This is a genomic window from Paenibacillus sophorae (assembly GCF_018966525.1).
GTDB lineage: Bacteria > Bacillota > Bacilli > Paenibacillales > Paenibacillaceae > Paenibacillus_AQ > Paenibacillus_AQ sophorae.
Genome location: NZ_CP076607.1, coordinates 203,419 through 223,819, shown reverse-complemented (window position 1 = coordinate 223,819; position 20,401 = coordinate 203,419). Strand labels below are relative to the sequence as shown.

12 protein-coding genes are annotated in these 20,401 nt (G+C 49.2%); all 12 read left to right on the top strand.

Features of this window, described 5'->3' with window-relative positions; all coding sequences use genetic code 11:
• The first annotated feature begins 27 nt into the window (after positions 1-27).
• The 12 genes from KP014_RS00980 (at position 28) to KP014_RS00925 (ending at position 20,388) form a co-directional block, all read left to right on the top strand.
• A complete protein-coding gene (locus KP014_RS00980; RefSeq protein WP_036598730.1) occupies positions 28-1,752 on the top strand; it encodes a phospho-sugar mutase in 1,725 nt (574 codons plus the stop codon).
• A 178-nt stretch (positions 1,753-1,930) separates the two neighbouring features.
• Positions 1,931-4,003 carry a DUF5693 family protein gene (locus KP014_RS00975; RefSeq protein WP_090833808.1) on the top strand — a complete coding sequence of 691 codons (2,073 nt, stop codon included), beginning with the start codon at positions 1,931-1,933 and terminating at the stop codon, positions 4,001-4,003.
• Positions 3,979-5,169 carry a polysaccharide pyruvyl transferase CsaB gene (gene csaB / locus KP014_RS00970; protein ID WP_036600084.1) on the top strand — a complete coding sequence of 397 codons (1,191 nt, stop codon included), beginning with the start codon at positions 3,979-3,981 and terminating at the stop codon, positions 5,167-5,169. The genes KP014_RS00975 and csaB overlap by 25 nt, the downstream gene beginning before the upstream one ends.
• Before the next feature lie 63 nt (positions 5,170-5,232).
• Positions 5,233-5,934 carry a WecB/TagA/CpsF family glycosyltransferase gene (locus tag KP014_RS00965; protein WP_090833885.1) on the top strand — a complete coding sequence of 234 codons (702 nt, stop codon included), beginning with the start codon at positions 5,233-5,235 and terminating at the stop codon, positions 5,932-5,934.
• A gap of 113 nt (positions 5,935-6,047) precedes the next feature.
• Positions 6,048-7,175, top strand: a complete 1,128-nt coding sequence (locus KP014_RS00960; RefSeq protein WP_036600087.1) for a glycosyltransferase family 4 protein — start codon at positions 6,048-6,050, stop codon at positions 7,173-7,175.
• A 195-nt stretch (positions 7,176-7,370) separates the two neighbouring features.
• A complete protein-coding gene (locus tag KP014_RS00955; protein WP_063619520.1) occupies positions 7,371-10,973 on the top strand; it encodes an S-layer homology domain-containing protein in 3,603 nt (1,200 codons plus the stop codon).
• A 171-nt stretch (positions 10,974-11,144) separates the two neighbouring features.
• Positions 11,145-11,486: a hypothetical protein gene (locus KP014_RS00950; protein ID WP_036600092.1), complete on the top strand. Its 342-nt coding sequence runs from the start codon at positions 11,145-11,147 to the stop codon at positions 11,484-11,486.
• Between the two features lie 506 nt (positions 11,487-11,992).
• Positions 11,993-14,818 (top strand): Ig-like domain-containing domain, encoded by a 2,826-nt coding sequence (locus KP014_RS00945; protein ID WP_051500411.1) that lies wholly within the window; start codon positions 11,993-11,995, stop codon positions 14,816-14,818.
• Between the two features lie 78 nt (positions 14,819-14,896).
• Positions 14,897-15,466, top strand: coding sequence for a hypothetical protein (locus KP014_RS00940; RefSeq protein WP_090833807.1), 570 nt, complete (start codon positions 14,897-14,899; stop codon positions 15,464-15,466).
• 228 nt (positions 15,467-15,694) lie between these two features.
• Positions 15,695-15,967 (top strand): alpha/beta-type small acid-soluble spore protein, encoded by a 273-nt coding sequence (locus KP014_RS00935; protein ID WP_036592917.1) that lies wholly within the window; start codon positions 15,695-15,697, stop codon positions 15,965-15,967.
• Positions 15,968-16,181: 214 nt separating this feature from the next.
• A complete protein-coding gene (gene metK / locus KP014_RS00930) occupies positions 16,182-17,384 on the top strand; it encodes a methionine adenosyltransferase (RefSeq protein ID WP_036592918.1) in 1,203 nt (400 codons plus the stop codon).
• A gap of 307 nt (positions 17,385-17,691) precedes the next feature.
• Positions 17,692-20,388 carry a stalk domain-containing protein gene (locus KP014_RS00925; protein ID WP_090833884.1) on the top strand — a complete coding sequence of 899 codons (2,697 nt, stop codon included), beginning with the start codon at positions 17,692-17,694 and terminating at the stop codon, positions 20,386-20,388.
• The last annotated feature ends 13 nt before the right edge of the window (positions 20,389-20,401 follow it).

Here is a 20,401-nt window from a genome sequence, read left to right as displayed (position 1 = left end):
ATCATACCTGAGAAGGAGAGATTTTCTATGACCCAATTGAGTCCAAAAGCTGCAGAAACCTTGGAACGCTGGCTGCAAGACCCATCCGTAGACGAGACCACCAAGCAGGAACTTCGCGGACTGGACAATGATCCGCAGGAGCTTGAAGAACGCTTCTACCGCGATTTGGAATTTGGGACAGGCGGCTTGCGCGGCGTGATCGGCGCAGGCAGCAACCGGATGAACCGGTACACGATAGCAAGAGCGACTCAGGGTTTTGCCAATTTTATCTTGGAACAGCATAAGGGCGAAGGCCGTCCATCTGTCGTTATTGCTCATGATTCCCGCCGGTTCTCCCCGGAGTTTGCGCTGGAAACGGCGCTGGTTCTGGCCGGCAACGGTATTGAAGCCTATTTATATCCTTCCCTTCGCTCAACGCCGCAGCTGTCCTTCAGCGTGCGCCATTTGGGAGCGACAGGTGGTGTCGTCATTACGGCGAGTCATAATCCTCCGGAATATAACGGGTACAAAGTATACAATGCTCAAGGCGGTCAGCTTGTACCGGATGAAGCCGAGAAGGTGATTTCCTACATATTCAATGTAGATTCCTTCAGCGCAGTCAAGCGTGCCGTTAAAGAAGATGCTGAAGCCGCTGGGCTCCTTCATTGGCTGGGCGAGAAGGAAGACGAGGCTTACACCGATACGGTGGCGGCAGTCAGTGTCGGACGGTCGGAAATAGCCGGGGGCCTTGGAAGCAAATTCAAAATCGTATATACGCCGCTGCATGGAACAGGCAATCTGCCGGTTCGCAGCGTACTGAGTAAGATCGGTTTCACCGATGTGCTTGTTGTGCCGGAACAGGAACAGCCGGATTCCGAATTCTCCACGGTGAAATCGCCGAATCCGGAAGAGCGGGAAGCCTTTACACTGGCGATCAAGCTTGGTGAGGAACTGGGTGCCGATCTGCTCATCGGTACTGACCCCGACGCGGACCGGATGGGCGCCGTTGTGCGTGACCATGAGGGTAAATTCGTTGTGCTGTCGGGCAACCAGTCCGGCGCGTTAATGATCCACTACTATCTGAGCCGGCTGCAGGAACTGGGCAAGCTGCCAAGCAATGGCGCGGTAGTCAAGACGATCGTAACCAGTGAGATGGGCGCTGCAGTCGCCAGCCATTACGGAGCGACCGTGTTTAACACGCTGACGGGCTTCAAATATATAGGTGAAAAAATGACCCAGTTCGAAGCCTCGGGCGATTACACATATCTGTTTGGCTATGAGGAAAGCTATGGATATCTTGCTGGCAACTATGCCCGCGACAAGGATGCCGTTCTGGCTTCCATGCTGATTGCGGAAGCTGGAGCCTATTACAAAGCTCAAGGCAAGACTCTTTACGAGGTGCTGCAGGAGCTTTATGCGCAGTTCGGTTACTTCCTCGAAAGCCTGGAATCCCGTACACTCAAGGGCAAGGACGGGGTTGCCCAAATCCAGGGCATCATGAGCGATTGGCGGCAAAGTCCGCCGCAGGAAATCGCGAGCATTACCGTAAGCGAGGTGCTGGATTACTCTCTCGGTTTGGAGGGGCTTCCGAAGGAGAATGTGCTGAAATATCTGCTCGCCGACGGCTCCTGGTTCTGCCTGCGTCCTTCGGGCACCGAGCCCAAGATCAAGGTGTATTTTGCCGTACGCGGCGAGTCGCTTGAGGATGCCAAGTCCAAGATTGCCGCACTTACCCGGGAAGTTATGGGCAGAGTCGACGGCGGAAGCAATTAACAGGATGATTTGAATCTCTTTTACGGGAAACGGGTACCGCCCTTTCATATGAAGGGCGAAGCCGTTTCTTTTTTCGGGGACCCCGCAAAGTACCTGAGCAGGCTTCGAAGCCAAGTCCTCACTTTGTGGGGTTGTCTTTTGTAATGGAGATTCGTTATGGAAAGAGGAGGAGCTTTTGGTGCAGCACAAATGGCAGCGTTGGAACTTAAATTCCCGGAAGTGGCTATGGATCATCGTGGTGATTGGCCTGATTGCGGCTTTGCCGGTCGTCTACGACCGTCTGCAGACAGAGAAATCATCCAAGACAGTGGAGATCGTGTTCGACTACCGGGATCTCGTGGATGCCGCGAGTTACAGGGCTAATCCGCAGGACTACATATCCCAGCAGTTGGATCGGCTTAAAGAAGCCGGCGTACAGAGCATGGCTGTATATGAAAGTACGCTCGAGGATTACCGCAAAGCCCGCCGCGTTATGTTCTGGGGCGCGCAGGATATCGCCAACTTAACGGACAGCGTCATACCGGAGAACGAAAATTATACGTATGTGCTTTTTACAAGCAAAGCTAATGGTGACGCGCTCAAGCCCACAATTCAGAGTACGTTTGGCAGTCTTGGAATTGCGACGGAAGACTGGAACTTTCGCGGACAGCAGGGTTTGATCATAAAGACTCCGCTGGAGGATGCGCTGCTGAAGCCAATGGCTCCGGACGAGGCTGCACTTGCCAATTTGTATAACAAGGGATTTCAAATCGTCCCCCGTCTTGTGGATTCACTTCCTTATAATGAAGAAGCGATGAAGCAGCTGATCGAACGTTTTGAAAGTCTTCATGTTAAGCGTATCCTGTTTGAGGGCGATTCGGTCAAAGGATTCAACGATAATGAGGATAAAAAGAGTCTTGATTCCTTCGCTGAGCTGCTAAAACAGCATGGCATCGGCATAGCGACCATTGAGAATCTTAAACAGCAGCAAAAAGGGTTCAACAAGCTCGCCTATATGCTTGATTATAATGTGGTCCGGCTGTATTCGCTGAGCGAGAACGATTCTACGCTGAAGCCGGATGTGATTGCCGACCGCTTCGCACTTGCCACAAAGGACCGCAATATTCGCATGCTCTATCTGAATACCGCACCGACGAGAAATACTGACAAGGCTCAGATTGACGATTCTTTGGAGAACTTGATTACCAGCCTGAGCGAGCCGGGCGGAGCAGTGGAGAAGATTAAGAACAATGGCTTTACTTTAGGTCAGGCTACCGCTTTTGATGTGGCTGATTCGCCATTCCAACGGTATTTCAAGCTGGTCGCCGTTATTGGAGCCGTGGCATTGGTGGCGCTGACGATTTCCTACTTCATTCCCTGGCTGACGCTGCTTGCCTGGGCGCTCGGTCTGGTCGGAAGCGCGGGACTGCTGCTGGTGAAGCCCACGCTGTTTGAACAGGCGCTCGCGTTAGCGGTAGCCATCAGCGCACCTACAGTAGCTATGGTTCTCGCGGTCCGTAAAATCAATAAGTCGGGTCCACAGCTGACGACTAACGGGAAAGGCAAGGCTGCCGCTCCGGGAAACCTTTCAGGTTCTGCCTCCGCAACCATGAATCCGCAGCGCCGCCTGCTCCAAAGTCTTGTTCTGTACGTAAGGACGGCTGTCATCTCGCTTTGCGCGGTGCCATTCGTTATCGCGCTGCTGAATAATATTACTTACAGTCTGGTACTGAACCAGTTCCGTGGCGTCAGTCTGCTGCATATTGCACCGATCGGGCTGGTGGCCGTTTATGTGCTTCTATACCGCGGTGAGTTTGCCCTCAACAAGACGGGTAAACTTCTAAGAACACCGGTCACGCTGGCGATGGTTATTGCAGCTGCGGTGCTTGGTATAATCGGCCTGTACTATCTGAGCCGCACCGGCAACAGCGGCACCGCCAGCTCTTATGAATTGGCATTCCGAAACTTCATGGAAAGTGCCTTCGGCGTTCGTCCGCGCAGCAAAGAATTTTTGCTCGCTCATCCATTGTTTATACTTGGCGCCTTCCTGGCTCTTAAATACCGGAATGCCGCCTATCTCATGATTGTCGCCGTTATCGGCCAATTATCTATGGTGGATACGTTCGCCCATATTCACTCGCCTGTTCTGATTTCGCTTGTCCGCGGTCTGCTGGGGCTTGGGCTTGGGCTGATCCTGGGTGTGATTGCGGTAATTGTGTGGCAAATTGCGGAAGGATGTTGGAAACGATGGTCGCCCCTGCTCAAAAAATAGTGTTATCCGGTTACTACGGCTTCCGCAACAGTGGCGATGAAGCGGTGCTTCAATCGATTCTTAATGCTCTGAAGCGCCAGTCCGATTCGGCAGGCATTTCCATTGAACCGGTAGTGCTGTCCATCGATCCCGAATGGACCTCAGCCACCTACGGCGTCGAAGCCGTGCACCGTATGAAGCTGGCCGAGGTTCGCCGCGCCATAGGCGAGAGCGCTGGGCTAATCAGCGGAGGAGGAAGCCTGCTGCAGGATGTAACAAGCGGTAAGTCCATTCCGTATTATCTCGGCATTATCAAGCTGGCCCAATGGATGGGAAAGCCGACATTCGTATATGCGCAAGGAATTGGACCGGTGCAGCGGAGATGGTTCCATCCCGTGATCAAATCGGTATTCCGCAAATGCGCCTACGTATCCGTGCGTGACGAACAATCCAGGCAGCTGCTTATGACTATGGGGCTTCGCCCGTCTGATGTGCAGGTCGTGCCCGATCCTGTGATGGGTCTAATCCTGCCGGAAGAAATGGCTTCCCACAGCTCCTTGATGGGACAAGCTGCCAAAGTGCATGATGCTGAACCGGCCTCTGCCGCTAATTCAAGTTCTGTAAGTCCGGAGCTTCCGGTTGTCGGCATCTCTGTACGATATTGGGAGAAGGACCGCCGGGAGCTGGATGCCATCGTAGAGGGTTTGCGGCAGGTCTGCCGAACCTTTCCGGTGCATCTGAGGTTTCTGCCGTTCCATCTTCCCTCCGACACGGAAGCGTCGCAGTATTGTATGGACAGGCTCGGCGGCGACATCGCTGCTACCGGAAGCGCCGTGAGCCTTTGTGAAGAAGCCGACCATCCGCAGAAGATGCTGAGGGAAGTTGGAGCATGCGGCGTACTGCTCGGAATGCGGCTGCACAGTCTGATTTACGCCGCAGGACGCCGCGTGCCTCTGATCGGGATATCCTATGATCCGAAGATTGACCATTTTTTAGACCGTATCAACTGCCTTCCTGTCGGCACAACGGCTTCCTTGGACAGTGCAGCCCTCTGTGGGGAAATAGTCCGGCTCTTAAAGGATGGGGACGTCTGGCGGCGGGAAAAGGAAACGCTGATTGATTCATTAATCCTCGAAGCGGAAGCTCCCGCTCGGCAAATTATTGAATATTTACGCCATAAAGGGTGATCTATAGTGAAAGACGCAGGCGCTTTGCCTACGGTAACAATTTTCGGTATACCGGTGTCCAAAATGGATATGAAGGAAACCGTCTCCTATTTAATTGAAGCCGTTCGTTCCAGGACGCCGCATCAGGTGATTACGGCGAATCCGATCATGGTAATGACCGCTTTGGAAAATCCAAATTATATGAATATTATGACCGCCGCAGAGCTTGTTGTTCCCGACGGGACAGGAGTGGTTTGGGCGGCCGAACGCGGCGGGAATCCCGTCAAGGAGCGGGTGGCCGGGTTCGATCTGTTACATGAATTGATGAGAGTTGGAGAAAGCTATCACTGGAGAGTGTATCTGCTTGGCTCAACCCCTGAAGTGATTCAGGAAACGGCAAGCAAGCTGCAAAAGCAATATCCGGGATTGATCATCGCCGGATTTCGTGACGGATTTTTCGGTCCGGCGGAGGATGAAGAGGTCATCAACGGGATTTTGGAAACGGAGCCCGACCTTTTATTTGTCGCCCGCGGCGCGGATACCCAAGAACCTTGGATTGCGAAGCATAAATCACGTTTGGCAATTCCGGTCATGATGGGGGTCGGTGGAAGCTTTGATGTCATTTCCGGCAGAACGAAGCGTGCGCCACTAGCATTCCAAAAACTCCGTTTGGAATGGTTTTACCGTCTTCTCAAAGAACCAACGAGGTACAAAAGAATGCTTGCGCTCCCGAAATTCGCAGTAAAAGTGATACGGGAGAAAGATAGAGTAACAAATAATAGATAAAACGCGGTTTTTCCCCGAATATATATCAAAAATCGCCTGAAAACGGAATTGGAATTTGTTTTTGGAACAGAGTATAATTCAATGCGGTAGAGAAATGGGGGTTGACTGAACCAATGTTAATCATATACATCGCCGGATTTATCGTTTGCATGGGACTTGCACTATGCTTGACGCCTCTAGTCAAGAAGTTCGCTTTGGCCATAGGGGCGACGGATGTGCCGAATGCCCGCAAAGTGCACACGAGAATTATGCCGCGCCTTGGAGGTCTGGGCATTTTTCTGGCGTTTGTGTTAGGACTGCTTGTCATATCGCCGTTTGTTCCTTACGATTTCTCCGCACGGGATGTTAATTTCATTAAGGCGCTGCTTAGCGGCGGCGGACTTATTGTGCTTCTCGGCAGCCTTGACGACAAATTTGAGCTATCGGCCAAAATAAAGCTGCTCGGTCAAATTGCCGCCGCCTGTATCGTAGTATTCGGCTTTAATATTACCGTGGACTTTGTGAATATTCCTTTCAATAATACGTATTCTTCGCTGGAGAGCTGGATCGCCGTACCGCTTACGATTTTCTGGATTGTCGGCGTAACGAATGCTGTTAATTTAATCGACGGATTGGACGGGCTGGCTGCCGGCGTTTCAGGTATTGCTATAGCTACTATTGCAACGATGGCCTTTTTGATGGGAAATGTAATGGTTGCGATGCTTTGCTTGTTGCTTCTCGGCTGTATTGTGGGATTCCTCTTTTTCAACTTTCATCCAGCCAAGATCTTTATGGGTGACGCGGGTTCTCTGTTCCTCGGATTCTGTCTGGCGCTGCTGGCGCTGCTCGGGTTTAAGCAGATTGCTGTGGTTTCCTTTATTACTCCGCTGCTTATTATCGGTGTGCCGCTTTCGGACACGTTCTTCGCGATTGTCCGCCGCAAGCTGCAGAAGAAACCGATTTTTGCTCCGGACAAAGGTCATCTCCATCACTGTCTCCGCGAGCTTGGATTCAGCCATCGGCAGACGGTGCTTATCATATACGGAATTGCTGCCTTTTTCGGTATTTTGGCCGTCATTCAATCTTCATCCGCTCTGTATGAAGCGAATTGGGTTACTTTCGTAGTCATTTGCGTCATGCTCTTCGTCCTGCAGATCGGCGCCGAGGTTATCGGCTTGGTTGGGCAAACCAAAAAACCGCTGTTGAGTTTCCTTTCCCGGGTGTTCATGAAAGTGAGCGCGGAGAAGGGATCGAAATCCTGATTTTCGGAACTGCAGCGTGGTTTATGAATATATTATTTTACAGACCTCATTCATTTGAATGAGGTTTTTTTATTTTTGCTAATTATTTGCTAATTATTAGATTGAGAATCGCCGATAAAAAGTAAGAGGATGGACTATGCGCGGAAGTGTCACTTCCTGGATCGAAAATTAAAATAGCAGTGGGAGGTTTCTTACGTGAAAAACAGAATCAGGTCGATGGGCAGTTTCATTTTAGCGGTTGTAATCTTGCTGTCGACTCTTTCGGCAACAGGAGCGGCTTATGCCGCGGCGGGGCAATATTTTACCTTTACCAAGTTCAGTACGAGTCAAAGCTCTCCGACAATCGTAAACACAGGCGAGGTTGATGTCGAGGGTACATTCAATGGCGTATCCCCGGACAGTATCTATTATAAGGTAGACAGTATTGTGAATGGAACGGAAGTTCCCGGTGCGAGCGGCACAGATGTCAAGCCGAATATCACAAATGAAAAATATTTTACGTTCCCAAACGTCAAGCTGAGCCAAGGACTTAACCGCATTACGATATACGGTGTAACTTCGGACGGCAGTCTTGCCAGCGGCGAGGCCTTTGTCAATTTCTCCAACGTACCGGCAATTTATAATATTGCACTGCCGGACGGCACGCTGCTAAGTGAGGGTCAACCGACCATAGTTAACACTTCAGGGCTGACGCTGACACTTGAAGCGCCAAACGCTTCTGAGGTAATGATTAACTCCTCTAAAATGTACAACGGGGGCAGCACTACTTTTGTTATCGCTGATTATCCTCTTTCGGTGGGGCTTAACAAGCTGACCTTTGTGTCTACGACGGATGGAGGCACACGAACCTATTCTGTTACCCGAGATGTTATATATGCCCCGGTTGGGTCGGGTACGCCGCATAATACGAAGATTGGCAGCGCAGCGGTGGACACTGGCAATGTGGTAACGGCTGCAAGCGGAAAACTGAGCGGCTCCGTTACGTTTAAAGTGCCTGACAGCTCCAGTGTTCCGAATCTAACGACCTTAACCTATACCATTCGCAATACAACCACTGGTAATGATGTGGTGTCCGGGGCGACTGCGACTGTAACAAAGACATCGTCAACAGGAAGCTTTATTACCTTTGATTATATCTCGGCTGCCGATGTTCCGGCTCTTTCAGTCAACGGCGCATATACTATCATTTTTAATGGCACCTATGACGGCAAAAGCATTACACCGGTCAAATTCGATTTCCGTGACGCGGCGACCGCCTATATTAAGGATATACAGCAGATTTATAGTCCTAGTGTAAGTGGAACCACCGTTACCTATATGTCTTCCGGAGCGTTTAGTGATAATTCCAGTTTGTTTCAACTTCCGCTGTGGCTGCTGGTTAAGACCAGCAAGACCGATGGGACCACATTAAGTAACCTTTCAATTACAACTTATCAGAATGGAAGCCCGGTCACGAGCTCCGCGTTCAGCACCAATTCCTATGTAACCTCTGATGGCTACAGAGTATATCAAATCAACGGTCTGCCGACAGGAGAACAGACGCTTCATATTGATCTTAAGAGCGGAAGTACAATAGTTGATTCCAAGACTTTTACAATTAATTATATATCCGCTCCGTACATTGAGTTAACGAATCTTTATAATAATCAGGTGTTCAAGAACAGTGGTGATTTCACAGCTGTAACAGGACAACTGGTCAATTTTCCTACAGGGGATTTGGGATCAGCTAAGATTACGATTAACGGGTCGACCAGCACTCTGCCCATGAATGTTTCTGCTAACAAGTTTAGCTTCGGCACATCCGGCAACCAACTCGTTTCCGGACCTAACAAAATCACTGTTACTGGTACGGCTAACGGTGTGCCGGTATCCACAAGCGTAACCGTGTATCTGTTCCCGGATAATTTACCATCTCTGGCGGGACTTGTTCCGCTTCCGCTGAATCAGACAAGCGATCCGGATCAGTTGTTTGTAAAGACGGCCGATCTTCAATACACGACCAATCAGATAAGCGCTGATATCCAGTTTGTAACAAGCAATGCCGATCAGGTTATCATTATGGTGGATGGTGCGCAGAAAGCTGTAGCGAATTGGAATGGCTCAAGTTGGACATATGCTCCTTCAACAGTAAACCTGTTAGTACCTAATACGAATCAGGGCGGAACATTTACACTCCGGGGTCAGAGTCTTCCGACAACCGGTCTGAGAACCATCACAGTAACCGCACGTCTGCAAACTTCGACGGTATCTCAGACGCTGCAAATTACGCGTGAAGTACCGCCCTACAGCATTTTGTCGCCCAAGCTCCCGAATGAAAGTGTTATTAAGCAGAATTTCCTTGATGTCAGCATTCAAGCCGAAGGTGCAGACAGCATTGTAATAGGCAAGACGGCAATGGTCAAAGGCGAGCGTGATATTTTCCGTACTGAATTAAAGGGCTTGAAAAAAGGTCTAAATACGATTAAGTTTACGATTACTACCGGCACCCAAAAAACAAACGGCTCGTTCAGTGTTACTTATTCAGATGAAGTTCTCCAAGGAGCGCAGCTCAAAACTGCTCTGAATGGATCGGGCAAACTGAGCGCATTCCAGAACGCAGTAACGCTTAACTTCCCGAAAGGTACGCTGCTGCGGGATGCGACACCGGCGCCAGGGACAACCAATACACGTCAAATCAATCTCTTTAATGATCAATATATTTTGTTGGGTATTGCTGATAAGCAGGATGGACGAACTGTCAAGCAGTATAATCCTGTGGGGGAAACCGATAGCAGCGGTAATTTTCAAGATGGCAAGCTCAAAGAGGTTAGCGCCAATTCGTTGGCGACTACTTATCTGACTCCCAAGCTGCATTACGGTTACGCGTCTAACCTATATTGGATCGATCCGGGCTATTTTGTGACCAACACTTCTATTAATGATTACGATACCGTGATTTCCTCACACCCGTACAAGACTGGGAATGAATTTTACCTCGGTCACATGGGGAAATGGCTTGAGCCGACTCAGCAGGGAACCATTACGTTAAAGTATGATTCAAATTTGGCCAATGCTGCCACCTCAAACATTTCCGTCTGGAAAAACGTTGACGGCACCTGGTATAACATGGGCGGAAAGATTAATACAAGCAGCAAGACAATTACTGCAACCTTTGACGGTTTTGGCTATTATGCAGTCATGAATCTCCGCTACAGCTACGATGATATTGTTTCACATCCGTACGCGCGCAGTGAACTTGAGACCATGATGGCTAAAGGGATTATGAATGCAAAGGATTCCAGTGAGTTCGGTGTTTATGAAAATATCACCCGTGGAGAATTTGCGACGATGCTGGTCAAGATTATGGGCACTCAGTTGGACTATGAGCCCGATAAATTAACTTTCTCTGATGTAGTGAAATACAGCGACTACCACTGGGATTACCGCTATATTGAAACAGCTGTTCGCAAAGGAATTATCAAAGGTACGGCGCCGAGACTCTTCTCGCCTAATTCCACGCTATCCCGAGAGGATGCGACAGTAATGATTGCAAGAGCTATGAATCTCAAGTTGGGTACCGTAGACAAGGATAGCGCGGCCTTACTGAAGCTGTTCACGGACACGGGTTCCATTGAGTCTTCTTATTCTATTCCATCCATTTTGGCGGTGTACAAGGCGGGCATTGTTTCTGGTATTGCCAATAAACTGGTAGCCGGACAGAATAAGGTGACATACCGCTTTGACCCGCAGGCGAAATTCACCCGGGCCGACGGAGCGGTTATGGCTCAGCGCATGATGGTCAAAATGAAAAAATTATAAGCTGCGACTATCCGGCTGCGTTCGGAGTGAAGGAAGCCCCCGTTCCCCGATTTGGGGAGGGGGCTTCTGTTATGCAGTTTCCAATTACAATTCTTTGAAATGTGGCGTACTTTACGATACAATGACGTAAGAAGATGTAAGAACACACTCAAGCAAGAAGGAGAACGCTAGATGAAACCGATTTTATCAAAAGCTCAGCTCGATTACATGAAAGCTAAGAACAAGTTTGAGAATACAGCAAAAGTAATGGAAAAGGAGATTACAGCGAAGCGCGCCCTGCAGGAAATAACTCAGGAGGTCATGGAGGAACTGGTTCAAGCGACCGGATTCCATGATGCATACAATGAGCTTGTTATTGCGGAAAATGCGCTGATCGACTGGTCCCATTCTACGATTAAGCACGAGAAGACCTATCGGGAGAATCGCGACGCGATTGACGTCTTGTATAATAACGTGAATTCCAGCCCGGAGAAGCGACAGGAGCTTATCCAGCTTTCCATGAAGATCAGATAACTTTGGTGATGACTAGGGTGCCGGCTTCGGCGCTCTTTTTACTATAATAAACATCTAGAAGCTGGATCGGATTGAGCTTAAATAGTGTTTGAATATTTTAGAAGAAAATATTACTTAATGACCACGGAACGGAACCCGTGATATACTGATTGCCGTAGCCGTCCAAGTTTAACAATCGTTACAAATACATACAGATGGTTCATCTATTGGTAGGAGACGGGAAATAAACTTTCTAAATTATTTTTGGGCGAACCGCAACTTTTACGAAACTCTCGCGTTAAAGATGTAGAGCCATTGAACAGTGGAAATTTGGATGGCTGTAAAGCTAGTTAGACCGATTGGAAAAATTAGCTTTACGTGACTTTAGGCACATTGTATAATACTAAGGTAGAATTAGGAATCTAGTGTTGTCATGCCTTGAATTTATTTACCAGTTTCTGTGATACCCGTCACAGACATCATTTATACTTAATTTGCTCAACTCGGGAAAGGGGGTGCATCGGCTAATGAGTGACATGAGCTACCCAACTAAACAAGATTCTCAGTTCATGAATGTTCAAGGAGGAGAAAAAAAGGTTATGAAGAAAATTTTGTCCGTAGCACTGTCTACAGCAATGGCATTCTCGATGTTTGCCTCTGTAGCATTTGGTGAAACAGCAACAACTCCGCAACAAAAATTCGACGCTTTGGCAGCTAAAGGCATCCTGAACGGATACCCGGACGGCCAAGCTCATCTGGAAAGAGATCTGACTCGCGCTGAGTTCGCGAAGATCGTAACCAAACTGTTCAACCTGACTGAAGTAACTAACAAACTGTCTTACAAAGACAAAGGTTACAACGCGAAGAACTGGGCAGTTCCTTACATCGAAGCTGTTACTACAGCTAACCTGATGCAAGGTAAAGATACTGTAAAAGGTATCTTCGACTACAAAGGTAAAGTAACAGTTGAAGAAGTGGCAACAGTATTGTTCCGCGCTCTGAAACTGGAAGCTCCTACTACTACCGACAACAATGCATCCACATGGGCTAAAGGTTACGCACAAGCCTTAATCAACAAAGGCCTGATCACTGCAAGCACCAACTTCAAAGGCACCGCAACTCGTTCTTTGGTAGTTGAAACAGCTTATGCAGTAAGCACGCTGTCCGCTGTTCCTGTAGTGGCATCTGCAGAAGCGCTGACTCCAACCAGCGTCCTGGTAACTTTCTCTGACAAAACGACGACTACAGTTACTTTGACAACACCTCTGGTTGCAGGCGTTGAAACAACAATCAACTTCAAATACAACGAACATGACTACACAGCTAAAGTAACGCTGGCTGCTCCGCAAGTAGTTTCCGTAACTGCTCCGAACAGCAAGCAGGTCGTTGTAAAGTTCAATCGCGCAGTTGATTCCAACACTATTTCTGAAACAGTATACGGCAACACTACTCTGGTTGACGGCGTAATTAGCCTGACCAAACTGGGTGACGCACCTGCCGTTACTCCGAACATTGCTAATGTAGTTATTGGAGCCGATGGTACGGATGCTACTATTACTCTTGCTGGAACTGAATATCTTAAAGGTCAATACGCATTTACATTGACTGATGCCGTTAAGACTACCGCTGGCGAGAAAATCCCGGCTTATACAAGACTGCTGGATGTTAACGATACAGTGGCTCCAACTATTGTTTCGGTAACCGCAACAGCTAAAGCAACAACCAATAAAGTGTACGTTAAACTGAGCGAACCTGTAAAAGCCACTGGCACAATCGCTTATGTTAACGGTTCTGCCGTAACTGTAGCTGCCGGCGATTCACTGGATGAGCTGGTACTGACTACTGGTACACTGGAATCCGGTAAAACTTATGATGTATCCCTGCTGAACGTTGCTGATTTTGCAGGCAACTACATCTCGCCTAACCCAACTAAAACAACTGTAACAGTAGTATCTGACACAGTTGCTCCTTCGGTATCGAGCATCACAGTTACCGGCGAGAACAAAGTTAAAGTTGTATTCAGCAAAAACATGGATCAACTTTCCCTGAATGGCAGCATTCGTCTGCTGGACGCTAACGGCGAAAGCAAAGGCGCATTCGTAGTTTCCAAAACTGATGCTAAAACTTATACACTGACCGCTCCTGCGTTCACGTTCTCCAGCAATGGTACCTTCACTGGCACTATCGTATTTGGAACGAGTGTTCGTGACTACCTGGGTAATACGCTGGCAAGTGCTTATTCCCAAGCGATTAGCTTCAGTAAAGATTCGGTTGCTCCTACAGTAGTAAGTGCTACTTACGGAAGCACAGGTCTGGTAGTTAAGTTCTCCGAAGACGTAACAGTTGAAGGAACTGGAATTACCCTGATCAATGATGCTAACGGTTATCCTAATCCATTCACTGTCTCCGCTAGCACTTACTCTGTTGATGGCGCTACGGTTACATTTAAGAATGTAACAGGTCTGGCTAATGGCTCTTATACGCTTCGTCTGCCAGCTGGTCTGGTTAAGGATAAAGCAGCGGCTAAGAACGCTAACGCAGCAGTTGTTCTTCCTGTAACTATTTCGACTACAACTTCTGCTGATACTGAGAAACCTACCGTTATCAACATTAGCAACGCCGTAACAGTTGCTGCTGACCAACGTGTAACGTTCGATGTTTACGATGCAACGGGTATTAACCTTGTAACGGTTCGTGATGTTAACAACTATACTCTTGGTGGCAAAGCGCTGCCTGCTGGTTCTTACATCACAACTAGCTACAATGGATCAAGCAATCCGACAAGTGTATCAGCTTCGTTGTTCATTCCTTCTGCCGCTGTGACCTCTTCCGATGCTCAGGAATTGGTAATCAACGGAATTAAAGATGCTGCTGGCAACACCATTGTTCCGGTAGTGAAATCCGTTACTGGATTTGTAGATAAAGTGGCTCCTACGCTGTCCTCTGCCGCTGTATCTTCCGACATCTCTTCCAGATTGATCCTGACCTTCTCCGAGGCAGTTCAAGGAGTAGACGCTAACGATCTGAAGGTTGTTGTTAACGGAGTAACAGTATCCGCTGCTAATGTAGAGAAGCTGACAGGCGGCACTGTAGGCACAAGCACGAAGTGGGTACTCAATGTACCGGTTCTGGCTGGAACTTACAGCTCTAATTCCGTCCTCTATGTTGAGAATGGTAAAGAAGCAGGCATTCAAGCTGACGAAATCATCGCTTACACTGGCGATGCTGCCGGCAACTTGAACCTGGCTGCAAGCTACGTTTACACAATCACAGTAACTGTTAATGATGCTGCTGTAATTACAGATGCTGCTGGTAACGTAATTACTACTGGAACTTCCGTTTCCGGTAAATAATTAGCTTCCTCACCGAAGCAAGAATAGCCTCTTCGGAGGCTATTCTTTTTTTATACCTGCATTAGAAGGAGGAACTCCATGAAGCCGCTATGGAAAATCTCATTGGCCGCTGTACTGTTGGCAGGCGGTGTGTGGGCTGGCTCGATTGTCAGTAATACGGCACAGGGTGCTGACGTCGGGAATCAGCCTGGAACCGCAGATGATCCAGTGGTGACCAAGAGCTACGTCGATCAACAGATACAAAAAGCACTGCAAGGTGGTACAATAGCGTCTCCGGTCGCCACCAAATCGCCAACTGCCACTCCATCGGCAGCTACCGCTAAACCCATAGCTACAGCCACAGCTTCTCCGGCGGCGGGGACAGGAAATGGAAGCAACGAGAGTGTCATTGTCGATGTTAAACCGGGACAGACCTTAATCGCATCAGCCGGAGCTGAGTTTATTGTCAGAGCAGGCAAGGCCGTTATCTATTCTCTGGATTCGAACGGTGTAGCCGATCTAACGGACGGTCAAGATCTGGCGAACGGCCAGCCGGCGCCATCGAATCACTTATTGTCTTTTCCTAGAGAGGGACGAGGAATTACGGTGCAATCCGGACAGACCCTCGGTCTTGTTGTAATGGTTCGAGGAGGTTACACGTTGCAGTAATCCCTTGGACCTTATGTGACATGTATAATTTAAGAATTGGCTTTTTTGTTATCTTTTATTCACGTATATCTGCTCTTTATTAAACTGCAGCAGAACATTTGCTTTAGGGATACACTTGAAAGTAAGGTCTCCTTTCCCAGAACCAACAAACATTACAGCGGCTGCAAGCAAGACAGGCTGCGCACAATACTTCTGTAATCTTATACAAATATACAGGAGGTGCAGTTCATGGCACGCAGCAATCGCACAGTTGTTCCGGAAAGCCGGGAAATGCTGAAGCAGATGAAATTTGAAATTGCAGCTGAATTTGGCCTTTACGGTCCTGTGTATGGAGCAGGGGCGGACACGGAATTTGCTTCTGAGTTGGGGGCTTTGGGAGGAGTTCCTGCGGCATCCCGGACTCCATATCTCGGAAATATTACTTCACGGGATAACGGTTCTGTTGGCGGAGAAATTACGAAGCGGCTTGTTAAGCAGGCCGAGCAAGCCCTTTTCTCATAATTTAGAAGACGGTCAAGCGCCGTTTAGCTGGATTTGATTGACACTTTCACGCAAATAAGTTAATATGACTTTTGAGGAAAACCGACCTTTTCCATGTGGAAAAGGTTGATTTTTTGCCGGGTTAAACCTTGAGTTTATATGAATTATTATTCAAGAAGAATTAATATGAGGAATGACCAAGCAGTTTCTACCTATTATATAGGAGGTTGAATTCATGCCTGTTAAAGGACGTCATTTGTTTACATCAGAATCGGTTACGGAGGGGCATCCGGATAAGATTTGCGATCAAATCTCAGATGCGGTCCTCGATGCGTTCCTCGCCAACGATCCCTATGCGCGTGTAGCTTGTGAGGTGTCGGTTGCTACCGGTCTTGTACTCGTTATTGGAGAAATTAGCACCAAGTCCGAGTATGTGGATATTCCCTCCATCGTACGCAGCACGGTTAAAGATATCGGATATGTGCGAGCCAAATATGGTTTCGATTTTAATACCTGTGCCGTGCTGACCTCGCTGAACGAACAGTCCGCGGATATTGCTCAGGGCGTTAACGCGGCGCTTGAGGATCGGGATCCTGCTCAGGTAGCTGAAGAAACAGCAAATATTGGCGCGGGAGATCAGGGGTTAATGTTCGGCTTCGCAACGAATGAGACGCCTGAATTGATGCCGCTGCCCATTGCTTTGTCCCATCGAATTGCCCGCCGCTTGGCTGAAGTGCGCAAAAACGGCACTCTTGATTATTTGAGACCAGATGGTAAAACCCAGGTTACGATCGAATACCAGGATGACAAGCCTGTACGGGTGGATACGATCGTCGTATCCACACAGCATGCGGAGGAAATTACGCTGGAACAAATCCAGGCGGATATCAAGAAGCATGTGATTTTGCCGGTGGTGCCGGAAGAGCTGCTGGATAGCGAGACCAAGTATTTTATCAATCCTACCGGACGGTTTGTCATCGGCGGCCCGCAGGGGGATGCCGGGTTGACCGGACGGAAAATCATCGTGGATACGTATGGCGGATATGCCCGTCACGGCGGCGGCGCTTTTTCCGGTAAAGATCCGACGAAAGTCGACCGCTCCGCTGCCTATGCTGCACGTTATGTGGCCAAAAATCTTGTAGCTGCCGGTCTCGCCGACAAATGCGAAATTCAGCTGGCTTATGCGATTGGTGTAGCCAATCCGGTTTCCATTAATGTCGATACATACGGCACAGGCAAAATCGGTGAGGATCAGCTTGTGGAATTGGTACGCGGCAACTTTGATCTGCGTCCTGCTGGAATTATTTCCATGCTGAATCTGCGCAGACCGATTTATAAGCAGACGGCTGCATACGGACATTTTGGACGTACGGATTTGGATTTGCCTTGGGAACGCGTCGACAAAGCGGCGCTGCTTAGGGAGCAGGCGGGTTTATAACTCAATAATCAGGCGTCCAGCGCCACGAATAATGAACAAAAAGGCCTTTTGTACGGACAAGTCTTATTGAATTGTCTCTACATAAGGCCCTTTTTCTTGCCGGAAACAACGAAGTTCAGAGATTTTCTATCAATTTCGTAACTTTTTCAGCAGAATCTAGTCTATTAAGAGTGTAGACTAAAAATGGGGTGCCTCCCCTAAAAGGCGTCGCAGCCGTTTCCTCTCAGGCCGGGAGAATGTAATTGGAATACAAGAGATGGGAGAGTTACTTGGAATGAATGGTAGTTGCTCATCGGATCAGGCAAGTATGAACAAGGAAAGAAATAATAAGGGACACGCAGCCCCCAAATGGATAGCTGCTTCACTCGCGGGAGTGCTGTGGATTATGCCGGTGATCGGCGGCGAGCTGCCGCTGCTTGAACAGGGGCGTGCTTCGATCGCGGTGGCCGCTTCCACTTTTACGGCTGCTAAAGTGAGCGAAGAAATCATTACCTCGGGCGCCACAAAGCTGAAATATAAATATACTGTGACACGCTCCGGCAGCAAGGCAGTTGGTCTGGCAGATGTTATTCGCGTGGATCTAAACAATCCATATGTCTCCATTGATGTCATGACAGGCAAGAACGGGAAGCTGACTACACGCCAGAGTACCGGTGGTATGGCCAGAGAGACGGGCGCAGTGGCGGCAGTAAATGGGGATTATTTTAATACCGGCGGGGAAGGAGCGCCAATTGGAGGCGAAGTGTCCGGAGGAACGCTGGTATCAACACCATCGCAGTTGGACGGCCTCTATGGTTTTGCTCTAACGACAGATAATAAGCCGGTAATCGACGATTTTGCATTCACGGGAATGGTAACGGCGGCAGATGGGACGCAGTTCGCCTTATCCGGGGTTAACAAGGGAGCGTACAGCCCAGAGGGCGGAGCTTCCACTTACAGCCATGCCAACGCAGCATACATTTATACGGATGCTTGGACGGCGCAGGATCGTCCAAAGAACAGCTCGACTACACCGACGGAAGTGCTTGTCGAGAACGGAATCATTACGCAGATCTCCATGAATGCCGCTTTACAGATAGCTGTACCGGCGGGGGCATATATTTTACGGACGCACGGGACAGCGGCAAAGTTCGTGGCCGATCATTTGGCGGTTGGCCAGCCGTTGACGGCGGCGTATTCGCTGCAATCGAAAGCGACCGGAGAGACCATTGACCCGGCCAGCCTCAAAATGATGATCGGAGGACATACGATTCTGGTCGATAAAGGTAAAGCGACGGCATTTTCCCGTTCGGTCAGCAGTATTGGCGGATACCGCGCACGAACGGCGCTTGGATATTCCGAGGATGGACGTTACGTGTACATCATCGCGGCAGAGAAGAATGATGACAGCTCAGGCATGTCCCTGTCAGAGCTTCAATCTTTTATGACAAGCATCGGCGTATATAAGGGGCTGAATCTTGACGGCGGCGGCTCGACGACAATGGTTGATCGTCCGCTCGCTGAAACGCAGACTACACTTACATTCGATACGGAGTACGGCACGGAGCAGCGCAGCATTGTGAACGGTCTAGGCGTCTACACGAATGCGCCGCAGGGCGAATTAAAGGGGATTAAAATCAACGGCAGCAGCGTTCTGCTGATCGGACAGACGGCGTCATATACGTTGAAAGGCTATGATACGTATTATAATCCGTTCGACGTTACTTCAGGCAATCCTTCCTGGAAGTCAAGCAGCGGAAGCGTGAGCGTCAGCGGAGGCGAAGCGAAGGCGGTGAAGCCGGGAACAGCGACTCTGACAGCGGCGAGCGGATCGGTAAACGCATCTACGACGGTTACTGTGCTCGGAAGTGACGACCTGTCCAGTCTGAAGGCGGGAACAGCAAGTGCTCCGCTCAAGGAGGGAACCACAATTGCCGTACCGATAACCGCAGTCACGAACAGCGGCGCTTCAATCAGTGTGCCTGGTTCCGCGTTGAAATGGGAGTTTGTCGGCTTCCAGGGCAGCGTAGAGGATGGAAAGCTGACGGTCAATACGGTGAACCCGGGAGTCACGACCGGTTATGCCATTGCGCGTTACGATGGATTCAGCACAGTAATTGTATTGACGGAGGCAGCTGCTGTCCCATGGGAGGATTTTGAAAATGTCACCTATCCGCTTGCCTTTACGACTAATGCTTCGGGCGTTCAGGGATCGGCGATCATTACGGACGGCAGCGACAATCACGCGGGCTCAAAAGTGCTGTCGCTTGGTTACGACATGACAGCTGGTACGGGCAAGATGTATGCCTACGCCCAGTTCAACGGCACAACGGGCAAACCGGTTCCGGCAGCGGCAACCTCAATGATGCTCGATGTGATGGGGGACAAGAGCCTGAACTGGCTGCGGGCCGAATTTACGGATAATAGCGGAGCGACGGTCTATGTCGACTTGGCTAAAACCATCGACTGGACCGGATGGAAGACATTGAACATTGACCTTTCTGGCTCAAACATGAAATTCCCGGTAACACTAAAACGGCTGTATGTCGTTAATGTCGAGGAAGGGCAGGATGAGCGGGCCAAGACCGGAACCGTGGCATTCGACAACATTTCCTTCACGATGCCTTCGCTTTCCAGTGAGGCGGGATTGCCGTCAGGAACGGCAGTCATGGTGATCGGACAAAAGACATTAACGGTAAACGGAACGAAGAAGACCATTGACTCGGCGCCGTTGGTGAAGGATGGGACGACTTATGTGCCGATCCGCTATGTGCTGGATGCTTTTGGCGGCAGCGCGTCATGGGATCCGGCAACCCGTAAAATCATGGTGCTTCGAGGCTCCAAAGCGCTCGACCTTACAGTAAACAAAAAGGAGTTTATCCTAAACGGAAAACGGCAAAGCGCCGAAGTAGCACCTATACTCCTGCAAGGTAGGACTTTAGTCCCTCTTCGTTTAGTTTCCGAGCAGCTTGGATTAACTGTAAAATGGGAACAGAAAACGAAGACCGTAACGATCGAATCATGATATGTTAATATAA

Bases quoted from the DNA above. Each gene is read 5' to 3' on its own strand.
- KP014_RS00945 (WP_051500411.1), top strand. From the start codon at position 11,993: ATGAGTGACATGAGCTACCCAACTAAACAAGATTCTCAGTTCATGAAT.
- KP014_RS00940 (WP_090833807.1), top strand. From the start codon at position 14,897: ATGAAGCCGCTATGGAAAATCTCATTGGCCGCTGTACTGTTGGCAGGC.
- metK (WP_036592918.1), top strand. From the start codon at position 16,182: ATGCCTGTTAAAGGACGTCATTTGTTTACATCAGAATCGGTTACGGAG.
- KP014_RS00980 (WP_036598730.1), top strand. From the start codon at position 28: ATGACCCAATTGAGTCCAAAAGCTGCAGAAACCTTGGAACGCTGGCTG.
- KP014_RS00950 (WP_036600092.1), top strand. From the start codon at position 11,145: ATGAAACCGATTTTATCAAAAGCTCAGCTCGATTACATGAAAGCTAAG.
- KP014_RS00960 (WP_036600087.1), top strand. From the start codon at position 6,048: ATGTTAATCATATACATCGCCGGATTTATCGTTTGCATGGGACTTGCA.
- KP014_RS00925 (WP_090833884.1), top strand. From the start codon at position 17,692: ATGAACAAGGAAAGAAATAATAAGGGACACGCAGCCCCCAAATGGATA.
- KP014_RS00935 (WP_036592917.1), top strand. From the start codon at position 15,695: ATGGCACGCAGCAATCGCACAGTTGTTCCGGAAAGCCGGGAAATGCTG.
- KP014_RS00965 (WP_090833885.1), top strand. From the start codon at position 5,233: ATGGATATGAAGGAAACCGTCTCCTATTTAATTGAAGCCGTTCGTTCC.
- csaB (WP_036600084.1), top strand. From the start codon at position 3,979: ATGGTCGCCCCTGCTCAAAAAATAGTGTTATCCGGTTACTACGGCTTC.